The organism is Mesorhizobium sp. M3A.F.Ca.ET.175.01.1.1 (assembly GCF_004791945.1).
GTDB lineage: Bacteria > Pseudomonadota > Alphaproteobacteria > Rhizobiales > Rhizobiaceae > Mesorhizobium.
In genome coordinates, this window is the sequence record NZ_SRTP01000211.1 from 1 (window position 1) to 337 (window position 337).

At 70.3% G+C, this 337-nt stretch carries 1 protein-coding gene; it reads right to left on the reverse strand.

All coding sequences use genetic code 11. The annotated features are described in order from the left end of the window. Window positions 1-337, reverse strand: a 337-nt coding sequence (locus tag EN818_RS31375) for an MFS transporter (RefSeq protein ID WP_135906686.1), incomplete at both ends; no start/stop codon positions are given.

Here is a 337-nt window from a genome sequence, read left to right on the forward strand (position 1 = left end):
GTGCGCGGCAGCAGCGCGAGCATGGCGAGAATCGCGACGACGCCCAGCGCGCCCATCACCCAGAAGGTCGCCCGCCAGCCCCATAGGCCGCCGATCGCTGTTCCGGCCGGCACGCCAATGACGTTGGAGACGGTCAGCCCCGAGAGGATGACCGCGACAGCCCGACCGCGCTGGTCCTCGCGCACCAGCCCGACCGCGACCACCATGGCGACGCCGAAATAGCAACCATGCGCCACGGCAGTCGCAACGCCCAGCAGGAGCATCGCGGCGAAATCGGGCGTCAGCGCGCAGGCGGCCTGGCCAAGGGTGAAGGCTAACGTCAGCCCGCTGAGCAGAG